Source organism: Brevundimonas sp., assembly GCF_044336875.1.
GTDB lineage: Bacteria > Pseudomonadota > Alphaproteobacteria > Caulobacterales > Caulobacteraceae > Brevundimonas.
On the sequence record NZ_JBIIOP010000003.1, the window covers coordinates 281,471 to 299,846 of the forward strand.

The 18,376-nt window shown below is 67.3% G+C and carries 17 protein-coding genes; 9 read left to right on the forward strand and 8 right to left on the reverse strand.

Features of this window, described 5'->3' with window-relative positions; genetic code table 11:
• Positions 1-8: 8 nt before the first annotated feature.
• Complete coding sequence (locus ACIQ1T_RS06650; RefSeq protein WP_395943730.1) at positions 9-1,583, reverse strand: amino acid permease; 1,575 nt, start codon at positions 1,581-1,583, stop codon at positions 9-11.
• 145 nt (positions 1,584-1,728) lie between these two features.
• Between ACIQ1T_RS06650 and hrpB the strand changes: the two genes are divergently transcribed.
• On the forward strand, positions 1,729-4,164 hold the full coding sequence (hrpB, locus tag ACIQ1T_RS06655; protein ID WP_395943731.1) for an ATP-dependent helicase HrpB: 2,436 nt from the start codon (positions 1,729-1,731) through the stop codon (positions 4,162-4,164).
• A 63-nt stretch (positions 4,165-4,227) separates the two neighbouring features.
• Positions 4,228-5,514, forward strand: coding sequence for an MFS transporter (locus ACIQ1T_RS06660; RefSeq protein ID WP_395943733.1), 1,287 nt, complete (start codon positions 4,228-4,230; stop codon positions 5,512-5,514).
• Positions 5,515-5,574: 60 nt separating this feature from the next.
• On the opposite strand, the gene ACIQ1T_RS06665 is transcribed toward ACIQ1T_RS06660, so the two are convergent.
• Genes ACIQ1T_RS06665 through ACIQ1T_RS06675 form a run of 3 tightly spaced genes read right to left on the reverse strand, consistent with a single transcriptional unit; the run spans position 5,575 to position 8,711 of the window.
• A complete protein-coding gene (locus ACIQ1T_RS06665; protein ID WP_395943734.1) occupies positions 5,575-6,384 on the reverse strand; it encodes a TrmH family RNA methyltransferase in 810 nt (269 codons plus the stop codon).
• Positions 6,384-7,295, reverse strand: a complete 912-nt coding sequence (locus ACIQ1T_RS06670; RefSeq protein WP_395943735.1) for a class I SAM-dependent methyltransferase — start codon at positions 7,293-7,295, stop codon at positions 6,384-6,386. Before ACIQ1T_RS06670 ends, ACIQ1T_RS06665 begins: the two co-directional genes overlap by 1 nt.
• An 18-nt stretch (positions 7,296-7,313) precedes the next feature.
• Positions 7,314-8,711, reverse strand: coding sequence for a glycosyltransferase family 2 protein (locus tag ACIQ1T_RS06675; RefSeq protein ID WP_395943736.1), 1,398 nt, complete (start codon positions 8,709-8,711; stop codon positions 7,314-7,316).
• 130 nt (positions 8,712-8,841) lie between these two features.
• Here ACIQ1T_RS06675 and ACIQ1T_RS06680 point away from each other — a divergent pair, with 130 nt between their 5' ends.
• Entirely contained in the window at positions 8,842-9,471 is a 630-nt protein-coding gene (locus ACIQ1T_RS06680) for a TetR/AcrR family transcriptional regulator (protein WP_395943737.1), read from the forward strand.
• Positions 9,472-9,507: 36 nt separating this feature from the next.
• Here the strand turns inward: ACIQ1T_RS06680 and ACIQ1T_RS06685 are convergent, their stop codons facing one another.
• Positions 9,508-11,568: a transglycosylase SLT domain-containing protein gene (locus ACIQ1T_RS06685; RefSeq protein WP_395943738.1), complete on the reverse strand. Its 2,061-nt coding sequence runs from the start codon at positions 11,566-11,568 to the stop codon at positions 9,508-9,510.
• Positions 11,569-11,695: 127 nt separating this feature from the next.
• On the opposite strand from ACIQ1T_RS06685, the gene dapA reads away from it, so the two are divergent.
• Positions 11,696-12,580, forward strand: a complete 885-nt coding sequence (dapA, locus tag ACIQ1T_RS06690; protein ID WP_395943739.1) for a 4-hydroxy-tetrahydrodipicolinate synthase — start codon at positions 11,696-11,698, stop codon at positions 12,578-12,580.
• Positions 12,580-13,053, forward strand: coding sequence for an SsrA-binding protein SmpB (gene smpB / locus ACIQ1T_RS06695; protein ID WP_395943740.1), 474 nt, complete (start codon positions 12,580-12,582; stop codon positions 13,051-13,053). Before dapA ends, smpB begins: the two co-directional genes overlap by 1 nt.
• 16 nt (positions 13,054-13,069) lie before the next feature.
• Here smpB and ACIQ1T_RS06700 read toward each other — a convergent pair whose 3' ends face one another.
• From ACIQ1T_RS06700 to ACIQ1T_RS06710, 3 genes are all read right to left on the reverse strand, one after another.
• Entirely contained in the window at positions 13,070-13,270 is a 201-nt protein-coding gene (locus ACIQ1T_RS06700) for a hypothetical protein (protein WP_395943741.1), read from the reverse strand.
• Positions 13,271-13,370: 100 nt separating this feature from the next.
• Positions 13,371-14,009 (reverse strand): uracil-DNA glycosylase, encoded by a 639-nt coding sequence (locus ACIQ1T_RS06705; protein ID WP_395943742.1) that lies wholly within the window; start codon positions 14,007-14,009, stop codon positions 13,371-13,373.
• A complete protein-coding gene (locus tag ACIQ1T_RS06710; protein WP_395943743.1) occupies positions 14,006-14,548 on the reverse strand; it encodes an NYN domain-containing protein in 543 nt (180 codons plus the stop codon). The genes ACIQ1T_RS06705 and ACIQ1T_RS06710 overlap by 4 nt, the downstream gene beginning before the upstream one ends.
• Between ACIQ1T_RS06710 and folK the strand changes: the two genes are divergently transcribed.
• The 4 genes from folK (at position 14,547) to ACIQ1T_RS06730 (ending at position 18,348) form a co-directional block, all read left to right on the forward strand.
• Positions 14,547-15,128, forward strand: a complete 582-nt coding sequence (gene folK / locus ACIQ1T_RS06715; RefSeq protein ID WP_395943744.1) for a 2-amino-4-hydroxy-6-hydroxymethyldihydropteridine diphosphokinase — start codon at positions 14,547-14,549, stop codon at positions 15,126-15,128. The two genes, ACIQ1T_RS06710 and folK, sit on opposite strands and share 2 nt — an antisense overlap.
• A gap of 47 nt (positions 15,129-15,175) precedes the next feature.
• Positions 15,176-15,613, forward strand: a complete 438-nt coding sequence (locus tag ACIQ1T_RS06720; protein ID WP_395943745.1) for a cupin domain-containing protein — start codon at positions 15,176-15,178, stop codon at positions 15,611-15,613.
• Between the two features lie 84 nt (positions 15,614-15,697).
• Complete coding sequence (gene rpoZ, locus ACIQ1T_RS06725; protein ID WP_008259724.1) at positions 15,698-16,057, forward strand: DNA-directed RNA polymerase subunit omega; 360 nt, start codon at positions 15,698-15,700, stop codon at positions 16,055-16,057.
• Positions 16,058-16,191: 134 nt separating this feature from the next.
• A complete protein-coding gene (locus tag ACIQ1T_RS06730) occupies positions 16,192-18,348 on the forward strand; it encodes a RelA/SpoT family protein (protein WP_395943808.1) in 2,157 nt (718 codons plus the stop codon).
• Positions 18,349-18,376 lie beyond the last annotated feature (28 nt).

An 18,376-nucleotide genomic window follows, 5' to 3' on the forward strand; every position in this document is an offset into this window, starting at 1 on the left:
GGATGGTCTTAGTGGATCGGCGGAACCGGCGGCGGCGGGACGTCGCTGTCCGTCTCGTGGACCTCGACGAGGCCGCGACCCAGGTGGCTCTTGCGGTAGCCGTACAGGAAATAGATCACCAGGCCGATGCCGCCCCAGATCGGCAGCACCATCTTGGCGTCGTGCGGCAGGTTCCAGAACAGGAAGGCGCAGCCGAACGCCGACAGCGGCGCGAAGATCCAGATCAGCGGCGTTTTGAACGGACGCTTGCGGTTCGGCTCCTTGACCCGAAGGATCAGCACCGCCAGCGACACCATGAAGAAGGCGAACAGGGTGCCGGAGTTCGAGATGTCCGCCAGCTGGCCGACCGGGAACAGGGCGGCGCCGATGGCCACCGCGATGCCGGTGCAGGCCGTCACGATATAGGGCGTCTTCCACTTGGGATGGATCTTGGTCAGGCCTTCAGGCAGCAGGCCGTCGCGCGCCATGACGAAGAAGATGCGGGTCTGGCCATAGATCATCATCAGGATGACCGAAGGCAGGGCCAGAAGCGCGGCCGTGCCCAGGGCGTTGCCGATCTGCGGGTGGCCGATCACGCGCAGCACATGGGCCAGGGCTTCGTTGGAGCAGACCAGGGCCTCGGCGTTGGCCGGCAGGGCGCAGGCGGCGACGAAGGCGGGAGATCCAGGTTGGACGGCTTCTCCAGCCGCGCCGAGCACCGGCTGAGCCCCGATGCCGCCGGCTGCCCCCAGGGCGACCAGCAGATAGAAGATGGTGCAGATGGCGAGGGAGCCGATCAGGCCGATCGGCACGTTGCGTTGCGGGTTCTTGGTCTCTTCCGCTGCGGTCGAAACGGCGTCGAAGCCGACATAGGCGAAGAAGATCGAGGCGGCGGCGCCGACGATGCCCATGCCCGAATAGGCGCCGAACATGCCATTGGGCGCGAAGGGCGACAGGTTCTCCGCCTTGATCACCGGCAGGGTGATGACGATGAAGACCGTAAGGGCCGCGACCTTGATGAGGACCAGGACGGCGTTGACGCGCGCCGATTCCGTTGTGCCGAGCATCAGAAGGCCGGTCACCAGAAGGGCGACGACGATGGCCGGGATGTTGACGATCCCCGCCGAGAAGTCAGGAACAGGGAGGAAGCCCTGGATGCTCCAGGTCGGTCCGGCGGATAACAGGTCGGGGAAATCGAACCCGAGCCCCTGTTCTATCAAGCCCAGGACATAGCCCGACCATCCGACCGACACGGCGGACGCGGCCACGGCGTATTCAAGGATCAGCGCCCAACCGACCGTCCAGGCCAGAAGCTCGCCCATGACGGCGTAGGTATAGGTGTAGGCCGAGCCCGACACCGGGGCCATCGCGGCCAGTTCGGAATAGCAGAGCGCCGCGACGGCGCAGACTGCGCCAGCGATCACGAAGCTGATCATCATGCCCGGGCCGGCCTTCTGCGAGGCGGCGGCGGTCAGGACGAAGATGCCGGTGCCGATGATGGCGCCGATGCCCAGCAGAGTCAGTTGAACAGGTCCGAGCGACCGATGAAGCGACTTCTTCTCGGCCGTGGCCAGAATCGCATCGAGCGATTTAACGCGCCACATAAAATACCCCCACGTTTTACAGCGGCCCTCGGCCGCGTCGGGGCGGACGCTAGCGGCGGATCGCGGGCCGCGCAACGCGCATGACGGGGTGGTTAAGGCCTCACGACGCTTTCGTGATCGCCTCGCATCGGGCTAGACGCGGGTCATGCTGCCGATACACGCCGTTCTGGACCCGCTGAAAGCCGCCCTCGCATCGGGCAATACGGCGGTGCTGGCTGCGCCGCCGGGGGCAGGCAAGACGACCGTGGTGCCGCTGGCCCTGCTGGACCAGGCCTGGCTGGGCGACGGGAAAATCCTGGTCTTGGAGCCGCGCCGGATCGCCGCGCGCGCCGCGGCCGACCGGATGGCCTTCACCCTGGGCGAACAGGCAGGGGGAACGGTCGGCTATCGCACCCGTCTACAGAGCCGGATCGGGCCGAAGACGCGGATCGAGGTGATCACCGAGGGGGTCTTCACCCGAATGATCCTGGACGATCCGGCGCTGGACGGGATCGGCGCCGTGCTGTTCGACGAATTCCATGAGCGCAGTCTGGACGCCGATCTGGGCCTGGCCCTCGCGCGCGAAACGCAAGCCGCACTGCGCGAGGACCTGCGGCTGCTGATCATGTCGGCGACCCTGGACGTGGCGGGGGTGTCGCGTCTGCTCGACGGCGCGCCTGTGATCGAGGCCGAGGGACGAGCCTATCCGGTCGAGACCCGCTATCTCGGGCGCAATCCGGCCGAACGGTTCGAGGAGGCCATGGCGCGGGCCTGTCTGACGGCGCTGGGCGAGGAGACGGGATCTGTGCTGGCCTTCCTGCCGGGGCAGGGCGAGATCCACCGGGTCGCGCGGCTGGTCGGCGAGCGACTTCGGCTGCCTGATGTTGATCTGGTTCCGCTGTACGGCGGTCTGGACAGGGCCGAACAGGACCGGGCCATCGAACCGGCGGCCCAGGGGCGACGCAAGCTGGTTCTGGCGACCTCGGTGGCCGAGACCAGCCTGACAATCGACGGGGTTCGGGTGGTGCTGGACGGCGGCCTGTCACGCGTGCCCCGGTTCGAGCCTTCCAGCGGTCTGACGCGGCTGGCGACCGTACGGGTCAGCCGGTCCTCGGCCGAGCAGAGACGCGGACGGGCGGGACGCACCGAGCCGGGCGTCTGCTATCGGCTGTGGGACGAGGAACAGACGCGCGGCCTGGTTCCGCATCAGCGACCCGAAATCCAGGAGGCGGATCTGACCGGCCTCGCGCTGGATCTGGCGCGGTGGGGCGCGCGGTCGGTCGAGGGGTTGGCCCTGTTGGACCCGCCGCCGGCCGGCGCCATGGCCGAGGCGCGCAACGTGCTGAGCCGGCTGGGGGCGCTGGACGCCGAGGGCGGGCTGACGGCGCACGGGCGGCGGCTGACGCGAATCCCCCTGTCGCCGCGCCTGGCCCATATGGTGGCCGTGGCCTCGGACGGCGGCGACGCCATGACCGGCGCGCGGATCGCGGCGGTGCTGAGCGAACCGGGCCTGGGCGGATCAGGCGTCGATCTGCACGAGCGGTTGGTCGGGCTGAGCCGGGATCGGACGCCACGCGCGCGGGATGCGATGAAACTGGCCGAACGCTGGGCGCGGGCGGCGGGCGGCGGATCGGGCGGGACCGTAGAGCCGGGTCTGATGCTGGCCGAGGCTTTTCCCGAACGGATCGCCCGGATGCGCGGCAAGCCGGGCGAGATGCTGCTGGCCAGCGGGCGCGGGGCCATGCTGGACGCGACCGATGTCCTGGCGCGCGAGACCTGGCTGGCGGTGGCGGAACTGGGCGGCGGTGAGGCTCGGGATCGGGTTCGGCTGGCGGCTGCGCTGGATTCGGCGACCCTGGAGGCCGATCTGGCCCGGCTGATCGACACCGAGGAAAGACTGGCGCGCGAATCGTCCGGGCGGGCGGTGATCAAGCGGATCCGTCGCATCGGGGCGGTCGTGCTGGACGAGAAGGTGATCGGGACGCCGAACGCGAGCCAGTTGTCGGCCGAGTTGAAGGGCGAGGTCGAGGCGGACGGAATCGGGGTGTTGAACTGGGGCGAGCAGGCGTCAGCCCTGCGGGCGCGGCTGGCCTTTCTGCACGGGCTGGACCCGACCTGGCCCGACATGTCGGACATGGGGCTGATGGCGGCGCGCGAGGACTGGCTGTGGCCGCTGCTGGACGGGGCGAAGTCGCTGGCGGTCATCGGCGACGGGAAGCTGGCCGAGGCCCTGCGCGGGCTGATTCCATGGGATCTGCAGCGCAAGCTGGACGATCTGGCGCCCGCGCGGTTGACGACCCCGCTGGGATCCGCCGGGATCGACTATGCGGCCGAGGGCGGACCGCGTGTGGATATTCGGGTTCAGGAGCTGTTCGGGGTGAAAATCCATCCCAGTGTCGGAGGCGGGCGGGTTCCTCTGACCCTGGCCCTGCTGTCGCCGGCGCGGCGACCGGTGCAGGTGACCAAGGATTTGCCGGGATTCTGGACCGGCTCCTGGGCGGCGGTTCGGTCGGAGATGCGGGGGCGCTATCCCCGCCATCCCTGGCCGGAGAACCCCGCCGAGGCGCCGCCGACGAACCGGGTCAAGCCGCGCGGGACCTGATCCTCAGGCTTGACCTGAAACGACGATACGCGCATGAGCCGTGCCCCAAGCTAGGACTAAGCCGTGTCGGACGCCAAGATCGTTTCTCCAACCGCCAAGAATGCGCGAGTTCTTTTCGCGAGCCTTATCGGCACCACGATCGAGTTCTTCGATTTCTACATCTACGCCACGGCGGCGGTGCTGGTGTTCCCGCACCTGTTCTTCCCGGGCGAGGACCCGACCACGGCCATGCTGTCGTCCTTCGCCACCTTCTCCATCGCCTTCTTCGCCCGACCGATCGGGGCCATCGCCTTCGGCCATTTCGGCGACCGGGTGGGGCGTAAGGCGACACTGGTGGCGGCGCTGATGACCATGGGCGCCTCGACCGTGGCCATCGGCCTGTTGCCGACCCACGCAACCGTCGGCGTGCTGGCGCCCCTGTTGCTGGCCCTGTGCCGGTTCGGTCAAGGCTTGGGCCTGGGCGGCGAATGGGGTGGGGCCGTGCTGCTGGCGACCGAGAACGCACCGGCCAACAAGAAGAACTGGTTCGGCATGTTCCCGCAGTTGGGCGCGCCGATCGGCTTCATCCTGTCGACCTCGACCTTCATCATCCTGACCTCGACCCTGAGCGAGGCCCAGTTCGAGGCCTGGGGCTGGCGGATCCCGTTCGTGTCCAGCGCTGTCCTGGTCCTGGTCGGCCTGTGGGTGCGGCTGAAGATCACCGAGACGCCCGAGTTCCAGAAGACCCTGGACCGCCAGGAGCGGGTCAAGGCGCCCGTCGTGACCCTGTTCTCCAGCCACAAGCTGGCGCTGCTGCTGGGCACCTTCAGCGGAGTGACGACCTTCACCCTCTTCTATCTGATGACAGTCTTCGCCCTGGGGTGGGCCACGACGGGCATGGGTTATACGCGTGCCGACGTCCTGCCGATCCAGCTGATCGGCGTGCTGTTTTTCGGGGCCTTCATTCCCGTGACGGCCCTGCTGGCGGACAGGTACGGCCAGGTCAAGGTGCTGATCGTCTCGTCGGCCGGCATCGGCCTGTTCGGCGCCCTGTTCGCGCCCCTGTTCGCCTCAGGCCTGACCGGGCTGCTGATCTTCTTCGCCCTGGGCTTCGGTCTGATGGGCTGCACCTATGGCCCCATCGGTGCGGCCATGGCGCGGCCCTTCCCCACGGCGGTGCGCTATACCGGCGCCTCTATGGCCTTCAATCTGGCTGGAATCCTGGGCGCGTCCCTGGCGCCCTATCTGGCGACCTATCTGGCCAGGTCCTATGGTCTGGCGGCGGTGGGCGGCTATCTGGCGACCTGCGCCGTGATCACGGTCGTGGCTCTGTGGTTCCTGGGCCGGGTCAGTCCCGAGACGAAACTCTAGAGTCAGACTGAACCGAAATCCGGGATCGATCTGGACTGCGTCCGACGGATCCGATTCGGTCTAGGCTTCGTCCGTCGCGGCGTAGACCATGATGCCGGTGGCGATGGCCAGGTTCAGGCTGTCGGCCCGCCCGCGCATCGGAATCTTGACGTTGACGTCGCAGGCGGCGGCCAGTTGATCGGTCAGGCCGGCCTGTTCGTTGCCCATCAGGATCAGCGACGGCTTCTGCATTACCGCAGAGCGGTGGCTGACCTTGGCGTCCAGACGGGTGCCGACGACGCTGCCCGGCCAGGACTGGCGCCAGGCCAGGAAGGCTTCGGGCGTGGTCCTGGTGATCGAGACGGCGAAGACCGAACCCATGGTCGCGCGCACCGCCTCGACCGAATAGGGATCGACGCAGTCGCCGATCAGGATGACGCCGCCGCAACCGGCCGCGTCCGCCGTGCGGATGATGGTGCCCAGATTGCCCGGATCGCGCACCTGTTCCAGCGCCACCCAGCAGGGGGCCGAGGTCGGGTCCAGGCTGTCCAGCGGGGCATAGGCCTGTTCGAACACGCCCAGGACCGTCTGCGGATTGTCGCGACGGCTGATCTTTTCGAGAATGGCGTGGGTGACGATGATGATGTCGCCGCCGGCCTTGCGGGTGGCGGCCTTGGCGCGATCCAGCAGGGGATGGGCACGGGCGTCCTCGCCCACCAGCAGCATCCGGGGCGCGCGATCTTGGTCGAGCGCTTCGCCGATGAATTTGAGCCCCTCGGCCAGGAAGGTTCCGGTCGCCTCGCGCTCCTTGCGCATATGTAGCGCGCGGACCGACTTGATCGTGTCATTGGTCAGGGAGGTGATGACCCGGTAGTCGTCGTTGACGCTCATCACCGGCTCCAGCGCGCGAAGAAGGACAGCCCGATAGCGCGGGCGTCCGGGCCGTCTTCCGACAGGGCCAGTTCGCCCCAGTCGATGCGGCCGCCGCGATTCTGGGTCGCCTCGGCCATCAGATGGGCCAGGGACAGGCCGGACACGCGTGCGGCATAGGCGTTCAGCAACAGGAAGTCGGCCTCGTCGCCCAGCAGGGCGGCGCAGTCCTTCAGCAGGCCGGGCATGTCCTCAAACAGACGCCAGACCTCGCCGGTCGGGCCGCGTCCGTATTTGGGCGGGTCGAGGATTATGCCGTCGTATTTGGAGCCGCGCCGGACTTCGCGGGCGACATATTTGCGGGCGTCCTCAACGATCCAGCGGATCGGGTGCTGGGACAGGCCTGATTGTTCGGCGTTCTCGCGGGCGTAGGCGACGGACTTCTTCGAGGCGTCGACGTGGGTGACCTCGGCGCCGGCGGCGGCGGCGGCCAGGCTGGCGACGCCGGTGTAGCCGAACAGGTTGAGGATCTTCGGCGCGCGACTGTCAGGGCGTTTGAAGTCGCGCACCCGTTTGTCCAGCCATTCCCAGTTGGCGGCCTGTTCGGGGAAGAAGGCCAAGTGGCGGAAGGGGGTGAATCGGCCGGTGAATTTCACATCGCGCCATTTCAGCGGGAAGGCGTCGACGGGACCGTGGCGGTCGAACTTCCAGCGGCCGGAATCCTCTTCCTCCTGCTGGGGGTCGAAGGTGGCGGTCGCGGCCTCGAAGGCGGCGGGGTCGCGCGGAGACCAGAAGCACTGGGGCTCGGGCCGGACCACGGTGTAGCGGCCGTAGCGTTCCAGCTTTCTGCCGTCGCCGCTGTCCAGCAGGGCGTAGTCGGACCAGCCACGGGTCACAAGGGTTTCGGGGGTGGGGGAGAGCACGGGCGCCATCGTCCGGCTGATAGGCGTTCAGGCGGCCTCACGTCCAGCGTCCAGCGTCACGACAGGCGCGCTTTCGACACCGGCGGCGGTTTCGACATCCGCATCATGCGCCGTCTTGTCCCAGACATGAGGGGCCACGATCAGCCGCCACACAGCGTGGACGAAGGCCAGACTCAGCAGCGACCAATAGGCCGGAGCCGCCAGCATGTCGGTCAGCCGATAGTCCAGTCCGACGCGTCGCGCACCGACCGCGCAGCCCATCCAGGCCGCCAGGACGCCCAACGCCAACACGGCGAAGGAGCCGATCGGCGCGGCGGGCGTCACGCCGGCGTGAAGCCCAACCAGCAAGGCGGAGGCCAGCCAGGCCAGGGCCGGCGCATGGCAGGCGGCCGAGACGATGGCCGCGCCCAGGGTCATGACCAGGGATAGAAATCCTCGTTTGCCCAGGGCGAAGGGCGCGCGGGTGTGGACGCCCCAGGTCTGCATATAGCCCTTCAGCCAGCGGGTCCGCTGGGGCAGCCAGCGTTCCATCGCGCCGGGCGGCGTCTCCCAGGTGGGCGCCTCGAGCACGCCGAGCCGCCAGCCCGCCGACCAGAGACGGAAGCCCAGGTCGGCGTCCTCGGTGACATTATGGGCGTCCCAACCCCCGACCCCCCGCAGCGCCGCCGTGCGCATGTGGTTGCTGGTGCCGCCAAGAGGAAAGGGCAGGTTCAGCCGCGCCATGCCGGGCAGGCTCACCTCGAACAGGGCCGCATACTCGAAGGCGAACTGCCGGTCGAGAAAGGTCGACAAGGGGCCCCTGTTGCGTCGAATGCGCAGGGGCGCCTGAAGACAGCCCATATGCGGCGCCTCGGCAAACCGCGCCGCTGCTTCGCGCAATTGGCCCGGGTCGGGCGTATCCTCTGCGTCATAGATGGTCAGCAATTCTCCCGTTGCGAAGGCCAGGGCGTGATTCAGGGCGCGCGGCTTGGTCTGGGGTGTGCCTGGAGGAACGATCAGGAGCCGCAGCCACCCCGGGCGGTGTGCGGCCATGGCGGCGTCTATGGTGGCCTGGTCGTGGGCTTCGAGCACGAGAAGCCCCTCGAGCTGACCTCTCGGATAGTCGATCCGCGACAGTCGCTGGATCAACTGAGGCACGACGGCTGCCTCATCATGGAGCGCGGCCAGAATGGTGTAGCGTGGCCACCGCGACGGCCGAGGCGGGGGCGATAAGGGCCTAAGACCGGAAACGGCCAGCGTCGCACGCCACAGGGCGCCGGCGACGAAGCCGGCCTGCAGGGCGATGATCAGGAACGACAAGGTCGGACGAGGCCAGGCGAAAAGCGCCGCGACCAGCCCGGCGGCCCCGATCGCCGTGATGGCCGCTTGAGGCCATGTCGGCGCACGCTGCGCCGCACCGATCCACGCGCCACCCAAGGTCTTCATGTCCGTTCGCCCCCGCGTCCGAACGAATACAACCTGAAATAAACCTTAGACGCAACCGCGTTCGCCGAGATCGGTTGCCGCCCATGCCGGATTGCCGCTATTCAGGACCGGCCTGATCCGGAGTCGCCGTTTGTCTGTCGTTTCGTCATCTTCGCGTTCCAGCCGAAAACCCAAGGGCGAAGGCCATTCGCGGCGCGGCGAAATCCTGGCGGCCGCCGAGCGCATCTTCGTCGAGCATGGCTACGAGGGGGCGACGATCCGCAAGATCGCGGACGAAGTCGGTCTGTCCTCCACGGCTCTCTATATGCATTTCGCCGACAAGGGCGCGATCCTGCAGGAAATCTGCCGTGACGCCTTCGGCGAACTGATCGCAGCGACCGATGCGCTGTCCACGATCGACGCCCCGCCCGAAGTTCGTCTGCGGCGCATGATCGAGGCCTATGCCAGCTTCGGTTTCAACTATCCCAACGCCTATCGGCTGATCTATCTGACCCGGCCGATTGAGGCGCGCGAAGGCGCCCAAAGCCTGGCCCAGGAATTGGGCGCGGGTCTGTTCACGTCGTTCGAGGCCGTCGTGACCGAGACGGTCGCCGCCGGTCGAATGGAGGGCGATCCGCGCATCATCGCCCAGGCGATCTGGGCTTCGGCGCATGGCGTGGTCTCGTTGATGATCACCAAGCCCTACTTCCCCTGGGCCGGGCGTGAGACCCTGTTGACCACTACCTTGAACGCGGTGTTCGCCGGTCTGCTGAAATCATGAAGATCCGGCGGCGTCGGGAACGCCGCCGGACTTTGCTCAGTAGGGGACGTAGGGGCTGGGGCCGGCCGGGGATCCGCGCGAGATGTCGGCCGAGGGCGTCAGCGGCGCCGAGCCGCCGTTCAGACGGGCCTTGTAGACGGCCATGTTCTCCATCACCCGCATCATGTAGTTGCGCGTCTCGGTGAAGGGGGCGCATTCGATGAAGTCGATGGTCGCCGTCGCATTGCCGCGCGGGTCGCCGCAGCGGGCGATCCACTGGTTCGGCCGGGCCGGACCGGCGTTGTAACCGACCGTGGCCAGCAACATCGAGCCCCCGTTCGCCGCCATCAACTCGCCCAGGTGATAGCTGCCCAGGGTCATGTTGTAGTCCGGCTCCCACAGACGTTCGGCCGAATAGCTCATGCCCAGACGGCGGGCGACGCCCGACGCCGTGGAGGGCAGGAACTGCATCATGCCGCGCGCATCGGCGCCGGAGCGGGCGCGCGGGTCGAAGCTGGATTCCTGGCGGGTGATGGCCTGGGTGAATTCCAGCGGGGCGGCGCCGGCGACCTGGGGCGGCACGCGGACCGGATACATGCGTTCGGGCAGGACGAAGCCGCGCTGGCTGGCGGCGCGACCGACCATCATGGCGGTGAATCCTTCGCCATAGCCGCGCGACAGGTCCATCAGCAGGGCCAGGTCCTCGATGGTCGGCAGGTCGTTGTCGAGCTGATAGGCGAAGACGCGCAACAGGCTGGTTTCGCCGGTCTCGCCCAGGATGCGGGTGGCGCGGACGATCTCGTTGGCCTCGAACCGGGCCACGTCACGCTCGGTCGGAGCGGGTTCGCCGGGCAGGGTCAGGGTGGCGATTCCGGCCTTCTCGGCGGCCAGCTGGCCATAGAAGGTCTGCCAGTGCCGGGCGCCGTTGCGATAGTAGTTCAGGGCGGCCTCGCGTTCGCCCCGCGCCTCGGCGGCGCGACCCAGCCAGTAGTAGGCGCGACCCTGGGTGATCGGGGTCGATGAGGCGGTGCGCAGGGCCTCGAAATGGCGGGCGGCGACCTCGGGCTGGTTCAACTTGCTGAGGGCGACCCAGCCGGCGAAGAATTCCGCGTCCACCATCCGGTCTCCGGAGGTGAAGCCGTGGCCGTTCATGGCGTCATAGGCGGCGCGCCAGTTTCCCTGTTGCAGGGCGTCCAGATAATAGTTGCGGCGTTCGCTCCACAGGGTGTTGTCGCCCGGAGTGTGGCCGGGCGCGGGCGGCAGATTGGCCAGCAGGGGGAAGGCTTCAGACTGGCGGTTCTGCGAACGCAGGATACGGACCCGCTCCAGGGTCACGGCCGGATCGGCCGCCTGGGCCGACGTCAGGCCGGCGACCATGGCGTCTGGGCTGTAGGCCGTGCGCAGGCTCATGACCGCGTTGGCGATGGCCGCCCGCTCCGGGGAGACCAGGCCCAGCATGGCGCGGGTCGCGGGGCCGTGCGGGCCGAGCAGCAGCATGTTCAGCCGCGCCTCATGGTCGGCCGGGGTCAGCCAGCCGCTCCAGGCGGACAGGATGCGGGACTGCGGCGCCTCGTCGAAGGACCGGGTGCGCCACCAGTCGCGGATCAGGGCGCGGGCCTCGTCCTGGCGACCGCGCTGCTGCAGGGCGTAGGCATAGGCGATGGCGCCTTCGACCGTCGTCGGCGTCTCGGCGCCGAACAGGGCCAGGGCGGCGTCGCCGCCGCCGCCCGAGCGGTCCAGAACCTTCTCCGTGGCGGCGCGACGCGATTCGGCGCGCGGCCAGCCGGCGAGGGCGGTCTGGGCCTGAGCCAGCTCCGAATAGGACAGTTGTTCGCCCGAGGTGTCGATCAGCGCCCATTCCACCAGCTTGCGGGCGGCGGGGTCGCGGATCTGTGAAATGGCCGAACGGGCGCCGGAAACGTCGCGAGCGCGGGCGGCGGCCAGGCCCTGACGAAACAGGGTCGTGTCCTGATCATTCAGCACGCGGCCCTGATAGGTGGCGGTATATCCCGGCACGGACTGGGGCGTCGAGGCGTAGGGAACGGGCTGGCTGGGCAGGACGTCCTGCGGATTCGGCGCAAGGACGGCGATGGCCGCCGCCAGACTGGTTCCGATCATGATCTTTCCTGTTTCCATTCATCCCGGTTGCGGCGAAGCCGCTGGCGACCTAACGTCCCGCGCTCTTGAAGACAGAGACGTTGGACATCCGTCCAGCGCCCCTCCCCACGTAGGCTAGCTAAGTCCCATGACCGCCCCTTTGTTCAAGGGCGTGATCACCGCCTTGATCACACCACTTCATGACGGAAACGTGGACGAAGCCGCTTTCGCCACGCTCATCGAGCGCCAGATCGCCGCAGGCGTAAGCGGACTGGTCCCTGTCGGCACGACGGGCGAGGGCGCCAGCATGGATCTGGACGAGCACAAGCGTGTGATCGAACTGTGTGTGCAACAGGTGGCGGGGCGTGTCAGCGTCATCGCCGGCACGGGATCGCCCTATACCAAGGAGGCGATCGACCTGACCCGTCACGCCAAGACGGTAGGCGCGGACGGGGCGTTGATCGTCACGCCCTACTACATCCGGCCGTCTCAGGCGGGTATGGCGGCGCATTTCGAGGCGATCGCCGACGCCGTCCAACTGCCTATCCTGCTCTACAACGTGCCGGCGCGGACCGGGAGCGATCTGGCGAACGAGACAGTGGCCAAGCTGTCCGCCCATCCGAATATCGTCGGCATCAAGGACGCCACGGGGGACATGGGGCGGGCCAGCTGGATGCGCGCCAACATCGCCGGCCAGTTCGACCTGATCTCGGGCGATGACTCGAGCTATCTGGGCTATCACGCCATGGGCGGGGTGGGACTCATCTCGGTGGCGTCCAATGTAGCCCCGGAAGCCATGGTCGCCTTGCATAATGCGGCGGAGGCGGGCGACTACGCGACGGCTCGGGACTGGCAAGGCCGTCTCATCGGCCTGTGCAAGGCGCTGTTCCTCGACAATTCACCTGCGCCGACCAAGTATGCCCTCGCCAGGCTGGGGCTGTGCGGAGAGGAGGCGCGCTTGCCGCTGTCACCGACCTCTGACGCAGTGAAGCCCCTCATCGACCGCGCCATGGCGGACGCAGGCGTCGGCTGATGGCGCCCCAGCCGCAATCCAAGTCCAAGGTCATCGCCGAAAACCGCCGCGCGCGGTTCGACTATTTCCTTGAGGATAATCTCGAGGCCGGGATCCAGTTGCTGGGCACCGAGATCAAGGCGTTGCGCGACGGCCGGGCCAATATCGCCGAAAGCTATGCAGCGGTTGAAGGGCGCGAGATCGTGCTGATCAACGCCGACATCCCGCCGTACAAACAGGCCAACCGTTTCAACCACGAACCGCGCCGGCCGCGGAAGTTGTTGCTGCATCGCAAGCAGATCGACCGGTTGATCGGGGCGGTGCAGCGGGACGGCCAGACCATCATCCCGCTGAAGCTGTATCTGAACGACGCGGGCAAGGCGAAGCTTGAGATCGCCTTGGCCAAGGGCAAGAAGCTACATGACAAGCGCGAGGCTTCGGCCGAGCGCGATTGGCAGCGAGACAAGGCCCGGTTGATGCGCGACAAGGGCTGACGCCCGACGGTGCCCCCTAGGCCTGGCCCAACGGCGTGGCGTCCATCACGCCGGGCAGATCGGCGAACCCGTAGCCCGCACGGCCCCCTGTGCCGCTGGACGGGGTGAACAGGCCCCCCATCGCCAGCGCCAGAGTGGTGATCGCGATCACGATGATTGCGGCCAGGACGGCGAGCTTGCGTTCGCCTTGAGTGAAGATTCTGTTGGTGCGTCGCATCGTCCAGCCTCCCGATGGAAGACGAACGCGAAGCGTTCGCCTCTGTTCCGCCGCAATTGAGGATGGCAGGGTCGTGCGACACGCACGCAACAGTTGATGGTTACCGGGCGATGATCTCGCGCGCGCGTTCGAAGACGGCCTCGAACATGGCGGGTGTGAGCCGGCCGGTGTTCGTGTTCAGGCGCGAGCAGTGATACGAATTGAGGATCACATAGCCGCCGGCCTCGCCCTCTGCGCCATGGCCCGCCGGCATGGCCGAGGCGGGGCGGCCGAAGGCTTTGAGGATGTTTCGACGCGACACGTCGCCCAGGGTCACGATTACTTTCAGATCGGGCAACAGCGCCAGCCGGTCGATCAGAAAGGGGCGGCAGGTGGTCTCCTCGATCGGCAGGGGCTTGTTGCCGGGCGGGGCGCAGCGGACGGCGTTGGTGATCATGCAGTCGACCAGTTCCAGATCGTCTTCGCCGTTCGGGTCATACCGTCCCCGGGCGAACCCGGCCTTCTTCAGGGTGTCGTACAGCAGCCAGCCGGCGTGGTCGCCCGTGAAAGGCCTTCCCGTACGGTTGGCGCCGGTGCGTCCGGGGGCCAGGCCGGCGACCAGCAGCCGCGCCTTCGGGTCGCCGAAGGACGGGGCCGGACCATTCCACCAGTCAGGGTTCTGGCGGGCGTTCTCCTGACGATATTCGACCAGGCGCGGGCAAAGTGGGCAGTCACGGTCGGGCTCGGGCGTTAGGCTCATTGGGCGGCGCCGGTCTTGGGGCGACCGAACTCGGCCATCAGGTCGTTCAGGTCCAGAAAGGCGTCGGCCTGACGGCGCAGTTCATCGGCGATGTGCGGGGGCTGGGTCTTCTGGGTCGAGATCACGGTCACACGCACCCCCTTGGCCTGGACCGCCTGCACCACCCGCCGAAAATCGCCGTCGCCGGAAAACAGGACCGCATGGTCGATGGCGGGCGCCAACTCCAGCATGTCGACTGCGATCTCGATATCCATATTGCCCTTGATGCGACTGTGTCCGGACATGTCGGTGAATCGCTTCACCGGCTTGGTCACGACCGAGAAGCCGTTGTAGTCGAGCCAGTCCACCAGGGGTTTGACCGGCGAGAACTCTTCGCCCTCGACCACGGCCGTGTAATAATAGGCCCGCGTCAGGATGGATTTCTCTCGGAACCAGTCCAGCATCCGCCGAAAGTCCATGTCGTGCTGAAGTGCGCGGGCGGCGGAATAGAGGTTTGACCCGTCGATGAAGATCGCCAGGCGATCGGTGGAATGAAACATGGTCGAAGCCGTCAAAAGGGATGAAGAAAATGGCGTCCCGCCGGGCGCGCCCGTCGACGTGGGAATCGACGGGAGGATGGACCTGGACGCCGCAGTCATCGTGGCGCTGGGCTGCAATGACAAGGGGGTGTGGGTCTCTTGCCGCGAGGCGCTGGAGGCGGCGGTGGCCCGTTTCCGCAGCGAAGGCGTCGATGTCGTGGCGCAGTCGTCCTGGTGGTCTTCCCTGGCCTGGCCCGATCCGCAGGATCCGCCCTTCCTGAACGGGGTGGTCGTCGTCCGCACCGACCACGACCCGCATGCGCTGATGGCGACCCTGGGCCGGATCGAGGACGCCTTCGGCCGTCAGCGATCGATCCGCAATGCGCCGCGTACCCTGGACCTGGATCTGATCGCCTATGGCCGGTTGAGCGGGGATCTGAACGGGCTGATCCTGCCGCATCCTCGTGCGGCTGAGCGGAAGTTCGTCATGGGACCGATCGCCGAGATTGCGGCTGACTGGTCGCACCCGACGGTGGAGGGTTCCGCAACCGATCTCGCAAGGGCTGCGTCCGTCGGTCGCGACGCCCATCCCTTGCCGTGATACCGCGTTCGTGAGTTCATCCCGGCCATGACACCGGGAGACGTCACATGCTGATCCTTGCGTTCGTGGCCCTGCTGTCCAGCGACCTGTTTCAGGAAATCCACCCCACGCCGGCTTCGCCGCCTGCGGGTGTCGGCATGGTCATCCATGAAGCGGACACTATGGTGCGGCAGCCGCCGCCGCATAATGGCGCGGGCATGAGCACGGCCTACCGGATCTCGGGGGTTGCGCCGAACCGATCAATGGAGTTCCGCAAGCGGGTAATGCATCCGGGATCGTCGATCGGCCTGCATGTCATCGCCCACGACGAGGTCTATCATGTGATCAGCGGGGAGGGCGACGTGACCTCTGACGGGGTGACGACGCGAGTAAAGGCAGGGGACACGGCCTATCTCTATGATGGCGGCAATGTCGGCATCGTTCAGGTCGGAGGAGAGGATCTGGTCTTGATTATCGCCTATCCTTTGGCGCGCCGGACCGACTGACGCCGTAGTTTCGCCCCTCTGGCGTTGCAAAAGTCAGTCCCCATCTGTATTTGACGCGGTTCTCCCCCGCGTTCGAGGAATTTCATGGCCCGCGTCACCGTCGAAGACTGCATCGAGAAGGTTCCGAACCGCTTTGGCCTGGTGCTGATGGCTGGCCACCGCGCCCGCAGCATCGCCAATGGCGCCGCCCTGACGATCGACCGCGACAACGACAAGAACCCCGTCGTCGCCCTGCGTGAGATCGCCGACGACACCGTCGTGCCGGACGAACTGCGCGAGACCATCATCACCACGCTGCAACGCGTCGATGAGCGCACCGAAGCCGAGGACGAGGCGGAAACCGTCGCCCTGCTGGCCGAGCCGCAACACATGAACATGGCCGAGGCCGAGCTGATCCGTGCGCTGCAGAGCGACCGCGACGGCGGTCAGGAGGAGCGGTACTGACGCCCGAGGGAGCCCCAGGCGTCACTATCCTGCCGGCGCGGACCGAGACGGTTCCGCCGGCGCCCCAAGCTGCGAACAAAAACGACCCCAAGCCGGCCGCGACCGACCCCGCGCCTGCGGTCAAGCGCGCCCCCATCCTGCGCCAGTTCGAACTGATCGAGGCCGTCAAGGCCTATGATCCCACCGCCGACGAAGCGCTGCTGAACCGCGCCTACGTCTATGCGATGAAGATGCACGGCTCGCAGTTGCGGGCCTCGGGCGATCCCTATTTCGCCCACCCGATCCAGGTCGCGGGCATTCTGACCGACTACAAGCTCGACACCGCCACCATCGTCACCGCCCTGCTGCACGACGTGGTCGAAGACACCTCGGCGACGCGCGACGATATCGCCCAGATGTTCGGCGAGGAGGTCGCGGTCCTGGTCGAGGGCGTGACCAAGCTAAGTCGGCTGGAACTGCAGGCCGAACATACGCGCCAGGCCGAGAACCTGCGTAAATTCATCCTGGCCATCAGCCGGGACGTGCGGGTGCTGCTGGTCAAGCTGGCCGACCGTCTGCACAACATGCGCACCCTCCAGTACGTCAAGCCGGAGAAGCGCGAACGGATCAGCCGTGAGACGCTCGAGGTCTATGCGCCTCTGGGCCGGTCGATCGGCATCCACTCGATCGCCTCCGAGCTGGAAGAACTGGCCTTCACCCATCTGAACCCGACCGCCAAGACCGCCATCGAACGGCGGCTGGAGGCGCTGAAGCTTGAGCACGGCCGCGCCATCGAGGGTGTGTCGGACGAGGTGGAGCGAGTCCTGTCGGAGGCCGGCGTCGGCGCCCATGTGTTCGGGCGGCAGAAGACGCCCTATTCGATCTGGCGCAAGCTGCAGCGGAAGTCGGTCGGCTTCTCCTCCCTGTCGGACATCTACGGCTTCCGCGTGATCGTGGAGGCCGAGGACGACTGCTATCGCGCCCTGGGCGTGATCCATCGCGAGTGGCCGATGGTGCCGGAGAGGTTCAAGGATTACATCTCGACGCCCAAGTCGAACAACTATCGCTCGCTGCACACTACGGTCGTCGGCCCGCGCGGCCTGCGGATCGAGATGCAGATCCGCACCGAGGCGATGGATCGGGTCGCCGAGGACGGGGTGGCGGCGCACTGGCGCTACAAGAACTCGTCCTACGGTTTCGACCACGAGGCCATGGCCAAGGGCGGCGGGCGCGACCCGCTGCAGAACCTGCGTCACCTGGTGCAGGTGATCGAGCATGGCGAGGGCGGCGAGGACTGGGTCGAACACGCCAAGCTGGAGATGTACCTGGATCAGGTCTTCGTCTTCACGCCCAAGGGCAAGCTGGTGACCCTGCCGCGCGGCGGCATGCCGCTGGACTTCGCCTATGCGGTCCATACCGAGGTCGGAGACACGGCGGTCGGGGTCAAGGTCAACGGCGAGTTGAAACCGATGCGCACGCCGCTGCAGAACGGCGATGTGATCGAGATCATTCGTGGGGCCAAGCGCGAGGTGCCGGCCGACTGGCGCAGCCTGACCGTCACCGGCCGGGCGCGTTCGGCCATCCGTCGCCATATCCGCACGTCCGAGCGGGAAGAGTTCGTCAAACTGGGCCGGGTGGCGCTGGAGCAGACCCTGGCCCGGGTCGACAAGACCCTGGCCGAGGTGTCCCTGAAGCCGGTGCTGGAGACCTTGGCGGTCGCCAGCGACGAGGATGTGTTCGAAGGGTTGGGACGCGGCCGCCTGTCGCCGACCGCCGTGGCCGAGACCCTGTTCCCGGCGCTGAAGGGACGGCTGAAGGCCGGCCCCGAGAAACAGCGGATCGAAGGAAACACCGCCCGCCTGTTCGTGCGCGGCGGCGGGCTGACACCCGGCGTCACCGTCCATTTCGGCCAGTGCTGCACTCCCGTTCCGGGCGACCGGATCGTCGGCATCCTGGAACCCGAGGTCGGGCTGACCGTCCATGCCATCGACTGTCAGACCCTGGCCGAGTTCGCCGACGACGATTCGGTCTGGCACGACCTGCAATGGACGCCCCAGGCCGAGACGGACGCGGTGGCGGCGGTGCGCCTGTATGCGACGATCCGCAATGCGCCAGGCGTGCTCGGCCAGGTCACCACGCTGATCGGCGAGGCGGGCGGCAATATCATCAACCTGGCCATGGCCTATCGGCAGCAGGACTTCTTCGACGTGACCATCGACGTCGAGGTCGAGGACGCCAAACACGCGACCATGATCATGGCGGCGCTTCGGGCCAATCCGTCGGTGGACAACGTGGATCGGGTCAAGGGCTGAAGCCTTTAACTCGGCCGTGCGAGGCGCT

Excerpts from the sequence above, each read along its gene's own strand:
- ACIQ1T_RS06670 (WP_395943735.1), bottom strand. The coding sequence starts at position 7,295 with ATGGCGCCCGTGCTCTCCCCCACCCCCGAAACCCTTGTGACCCGTGGC.
- ACIQ1T_RS06650 (WP_395943730.1), bottom strand. The coding sequence starts at position 1,583 with ATGTGGCGCGTTAAATCGCTCGATGCGATTCTGGCCACGGCCGAGAAG.
- smpB (WP_395943740.1), top strand. The coding sequence starts at position 12,580 with ATGGCGCCCCAGCCGCAATCCAAGTCCAAGGTCATCGCCGAAAACCGC.
- hrpB (WP_395943731.1), top strand. The coding sequence starts at position 1,729 with ATGCTGCCGATACACGCCGTTCTGGACCCGCTGAAAGCCGCCCTCGCA.
- ACIQ1T_RS06705 (WP_395943742.1), bottom strand. The coding sequence starts at position 14,009 with ATGAGCCTAACGCCCGAGCCCGACCGTGACTGCCCACTTTGCCCGCGC.
- folK (WP_395943744.1), top strand. The coding sequence starts at position 14,547 with ATGGTCGAAGCCGTCAAAAGGGATGAAGAAAATGGCGTCCCGCCGGGC.
- ACIQ1T_RS06675 (WP_395943736.1), bottom strand. The coding sequence starts at position 8,711 with ATGAAGACCTTGGGTGGCGCGTGGATCGGTGCGGCGCAGCGTGCGCCG.
- dapA (WP_395943739.1), top strand. The coding sequence starts at position 11,696 with ATGACCGCCCCTTTGTTCAAGGGCGTGATCACCGCCTTGATCACACCA.
- ACIQ1T_RS06720 (WP_395943745.1), top strand. The coding sequence starts at position 15,176 with ATGCTGATCCTTGCGTTCGTGGCCCTGCTGTCCAGCGACCTGTTTCAG.
- ACIQ1T_RS06685 (WP_395943738.1), bottom strand. The coding sequence starts at position 11,568 with ATGATCGGAACCAGTCTGGCGGCGGCCATCGCCGTCCTTGCGCCGAAT.
- rpoZ (WP_008259724.1), top strand. The coding sequence starts at position 15,698 with ATGGCCCGCGTCACCGTCGAAGACTGCATCGAGAAGGTTCCGAACCGC.
- ACIQ1T_RS06665 (WP_395943734.1), bottom strand. The coding sequence starts at position 6,384 with ATGAGCGTCAACGACGACTACCGGGTCATCACCTCCCTGACCAATGAC.
- ACIQ1T_RS06710 (WP_395943743.1), bottom strand. The coding sequence starts at position 14,548 with ATGTTTCATTCCACCGATCGCCTGGCGATCTTCATCGACGGGTCAAAC.
- ACIQ1T_RS06700 (WP_395943741.1), bottom strand. The coding sequence starts at position 13,270 with ATGCGACGCACCAACAGAATCTTCACTCAAGGCGAACGCAAGCTCGCC.